Raw genomic sequence first — 3,963 nt, 5'->3', positions numbered from 1 at the left:
TGCTCGCGCAGCTGCTTGTCGAGCGCGCCGAGCGGTTCGTCCATCAGCAGGATGCGCGGATCGGCGGTCAGCGCCCGGCCGATGCCCACGCGCTGCTGCATCCCGCCCGAGAGCATGTAGACGGGGCTGTCCTCGAACCCCTCAAGGCCCAGCACGGTCAGGAATTCGCGGGCGACCTTGTAGCGTTTCTCCTTGGCGACGCCCTGCAGTTTCAGCCCGAAGGCGAGGTTGTCGAGCACGTTCATCCACGGCATCAGCGCGTGTTTTTGGAACACCACGGCGCGGTCCTGGCCGGGGCCGGTGACGGGGGCGCCGTCGAGTTTGATCTGGCCCGAACTGGGCGCGAGGAAGCCCGCGATCAGGTTCAGGAGCGTCGATTTCCCGCAACCCGAGGCGCCGAGGGCGACCACGAATTCGCCCGGCTCGATAGTCAGTTCGACATTGCGAAGCGCTTCGACCGGCTCGGATTTGTCACGGGCGGGGTAGAGTACGGAGGCGCGGCGGATTTCAAGCATCTGGGCTTCCTTTCCGGGGCGGAGCTGGGGAATGGGAAACGCCCGGCCAGTGGTCCGGCCGGGCGTTGGGACGTGTCGTTACTCGCCCATCGCGTCTTGCAGCGGCTTGAGCGTGATGAACTGCGAGTAGTCATCCGCCACCGAGTCGATCCGGCCCGCTTCCTTCAGGAATTCGGCAGTCGATTTGATCGCAGGCGCCATCGCGCCACCCAGCCAGTCGGAGCCGACCTGATCGGCGGGCTTGAGGAAGGTGTAACCCCCGAGGATACCCGGAACCTGTGCTGCGTCCGCGCCGGTATTCGTGGCGATCTCTTTCACCTCTGCGCTATCGGCGGTCCAGGCGTCCTTGTTGTCGATATAGGCGGCGTCGGCCTCGGCGGTGACCTTCACGAAGCCTGCGACGGCTTCCGGGTTTTCCTCGGCCCACTGGCTGTTGACGACCCAGCCGTCAAAGGTCGGGTAGCCCCATTTCGCGGTCTCGTCCGCGCCCATGATGCGGGTGCCCGATTTCAGAAGCTGCGACTGAACCGGATCCCAGATCCATGCGGCGTCGATGGCGTTCTGCTCCCACGCGGCGGCGATCTGGTCGGGCGACATCGACAGGATGGTCAGGTCGCTTTCCGAGATGCCCTCATGCTTGAGCGCGCCGGTGAGCGAGAAATGTGCGGTCGAGCCGACCGGCACGGCCACGCGCTTGCCCTTGAGGTCGGCCAGCGACGAGATGCCCGAGCCGTCATGCGCGATCAGACTCTCTGCCTGACCGATCACGTCGCCGATCATGAACAGCTTGATCGGCACGCCCTGGCTGGCGGCGATCGCGAAGGGCGAGGAGCCGAGCGCTGCGAGCTTCACGTCGCCCGAGGCCATCGCGGCGATCACGTCGGTGCCCGAGGCGAATTTGCGCCACTCGACATCGTAGCCCATCGCCTTCGCATATTCCTCGGTGTTGACCTTGGTCATCATCGGGATCGGCGTGCCGAAATTGCCGATGATCAGCGTTTCGGCCGAGGCGGCCGTGGCCATCGGCAGCAGGCCGATCAGCGCGAGCGTCGCGTAACGGGCGGTTTTCTTGAACATGTCTATCCTCGTCTGTTGGTTGAGCGGGCCGTTTGCGGCCTCTTTCGGGGAGGGGCCGGGGCGGTCGCCCGCCCTGGCCGGTGTTGATCCGTGTCAGGCGCTGAGCTTGGCTAGCGCGCGGTCGATCGTCTCGGTGATCCGGGTGATCTCGGAGGGGCCGACAATCAGCGCGGGGCTCAGGCACAGCGTGTTGTTGAAGCCTTTGAACGAGCGAGAGGTCTTGCCGATGATCACACCCTCGGCGTCGCAGGCACCGACCACACCTTCGACGAGCTTCTCGTCGAGCGGCTCTTTCGTGGCGCGATCCGCGACCAGTTCCAGCCCGCTGAACAGGCCCTTGCCGCGCACATCGCCCACGACGGCGTGCTTGTCCTTCAGCTCCATCAGGCGGTCCATCAGCAGGTCGCCCATCGCGTTGGTGTTCGCGAGCAGGTTCTCGTCCTCGATGATGCGCATGTTCTCCAGCGCCGCCGCCGGGCCTGCCGTGCAGCCGCCGAAGGTCGAGATGTCGCGGAAATAGCTCATCGGATCGTCGGGATCGGAGCGGAACTTCTCGAACACGTCCTCGGTCGTGATCAGGCACGAAATCGCGGCATAGCCCGAGGCCAGACCCTTCGCGGTGGTCACGAAATCGGGCTTGATGCCGTAATGCTGGTAGCCGAACCATTCGCCGGTGCGGCCCATGCCGCAGACGACCTCGTCCATATGGATCAGGATGTCGTATTTGGTGCAGATTTCCTGAACCCGCTCCCAATAGCCCGCGGGCGGGGTGATGACGCCGCCGCCTGCGGTGATCGGCTCGAGGCAGATCGCGCCCACGGTGTCGGGGCCTTCGCGCAGGATGACCTCTTCGATCGCGTTCGCGGCGCGCAGGCCGTAATCTTCGTCATCCCATTGCGCGCGATATTCGAGGCAATGCGGCACGGCGACGAACCCGTCGGGGAAGGGGCCATACTGGTCGCGGCGCTGTTCCTGACCGCAGGCCGCCATCGCGCCCAGCGAGGTGCCGTGATAGTCGCGCTCGCGGTAGAGGATCTTCCACTTCTTGCCGCCATGGTGCTTATGCGCGATCTGGCGCACCATCTTGAAGGCCTTCTCATTCGCCTCGGAGCCCGAGTTCGCGAAGAAGACACGGCTCAGGCCGGGCGTCTTCTCGACCAGACGGGCGGCGAATTGCGCCGCCGGGATCGTGCCCGCCGAGCCTGCGAAATAGTTCATCTTCAGAAGCTGGTCGCGCACGGCATTGGCGATGCTCTCGCGGCCATAGCCGACATTGACCGTCCACACGCCGCCCGAGACCGCATCGAGATAGTCGCGACCATTCTGGTCCCAGACCGTCATGCCCTTGCCCTCGACAAGAATGCGCGGATCGCGGTGGTCCAGGGCTGCGTGCTGGAACAGGTGGTGCCAGACATGGGCGCGGTCGGCTTCGACCGTGGCGCTGATATCGTTGAACTGACCGTCCATCGGGGTTTCCCTTTCCTTTGGGTTCGGCGCCAATCAAGCATTGCGGCAGCGCAGCATGTGAGGGCCAGAGCGCCAATTCCGATGGGGCCAGATTTCGGCATCGATGTATTTCGGGCAGAGGTTTTAAGCCCTCAGCCGGGCAGATGACCGGAAAATGGGCAATTGCCGAAGATCGGGCGGTATCTGGCCCGCTCGACCTTGCTCTTCCATGGGGCCAGAGCGCAGATGCGAGGGCAATTCAAAGGAGCCAGATCATGGACCGCTTGCCCGTCTCCATCGACCGTAACAGCCCCGAGCCGCTGCAAAGTCAGCTGCGTCAGGCGCTGATCGCGGCGATTCATGCGGGCAAGATGGCGCCGGGGCAGAAGGTGCTGTCCTCGCGCGCGCTGGCCGAGAAGCTGGGCATCGCGCGCAACACCGCCACCGCCGTCTATGACGAGCTGGTCGCGCGCAGCTATCTCGAGGCGCAACCGCGCCGCGGGCTGTTCGTCGCCACCCGCGGGCAGGGAAAGGGCCAGAGCGTCGCAGGCGCCTCTGTCGTCGATTGGCAGGCCCGCATCGGCGTCACCCCGTCGAAACTCAACCATATCCGCAAGCCACTGAACTGGCAGGATTATCCCTATCCGTTCATCTTCGGGCAGGTCGATCCACGGTTGTTCCCGCTCAACGCGTGGCGCAATTCCTCGCGCGATACATTGGGGCGGGCCTCGCTCGACTGGTGGGCGGCGGATCGTGCGGTCGACGACGATCCGATGCTGATCGAGCAGATCCGCACCCGCATCCTGCCCGAGCGCGGCATCTATGCGCGGCCCGAGGAGATCCTGATCACGCTTGGCGCGCAGGAGGGGTTCTACCTGCTCGCCCAGCTTCTGGCGGGGGCGGGCAAGCGGGTCGGCTGCGAGAT

4 protein-coding genes are annotated in these 3,963 nt (G+C 65.0%); 1 reads left to right on the top strand and 3 read right to left on the bottom strand.

The window, feature by feature from the left end; all coding sequences use genetic code 11:
- The 3 genes from B3D39_RS12920 to B3D39_RS12910 all read right to left on the bottom strand — a co-directional run.
- The coding region (locus tag B3D39_RS12920) for an ATP-binding cassette domain-containing protein (RefSeq protein WP_286789770.1) at positions 1 to 515 on the bottom strand (515 nt) is incomplete at its 3' end.
- A 78-nt stretch (positions 516 to 593) separates the two neighbouring features.
- A complete protein-coding gene (tauA, locus tag B3D39_RS12915; RefSeq protein ID WP_274963568.1) occupies positions 594 to 1,592 on the bottom strand; it encodes a taurine ABC transporter substrate-binding protein in 999 nt (332 codons plus the stop codon).
- Positions 1,593 to 1,685: 93 nt separating this feature from the next.
- On the bottom strand, positions 1,686 to 3,059 hold the full coding sequence (locus B3D39_RS12910) for an aspartate aminotransferase family protein (RefSeq protein ID WP_274963569.1): 1,374 nt from the start codon (positions 3,057 to 3,059) through the stop codon (positions 1,686 to 1,688).
- Positions 3,060 to 3,313: 254 nt separating this feature from the next.
- On the opposite strand from B3D39_RS12910, the gene B3D39_RS12905 reads away from it, so the two are divergent.
- On the top strand, positions 3,314 to 3,963 hold a 650-nt coding region (locus B3D39_RS12905; protein ID WP_286789769.1), incomplete at its 3' end, for a GntR family transcriptional regulator.

It is taken from the genome of Thioclava sp. UBA3469, assembly GCF_002378135.1.
In the GTDB taxonomy this organism is placed as follows: Bacteria; Pseudomonadota; Alphaproteobacteria; order Rhodobacterales; family Rhodobacteraceae; genus Thioclava; species Thioclava sediminum.
This window is presented reverse-complemented; position numbering and strand designations above follow the sequence as displayed.

Bases quoted from the DNA above. Each gene is read 5' to 3' on its own strand.
- B3D39_RS12910 (WP_274963569.1), bottom strand. From the start codon at position 3,059: ATGGACGGTCAGTTCAACGATATCAGCGCCACGGTCGAAGCCGACCGC.
- tauA (WP_274963568.1), bottom strand. From the start codon at position 1,592: ATGTTCAAGAAAACCGCCCGTTACGCGACGCTCGCGCTGATCGGCCTG.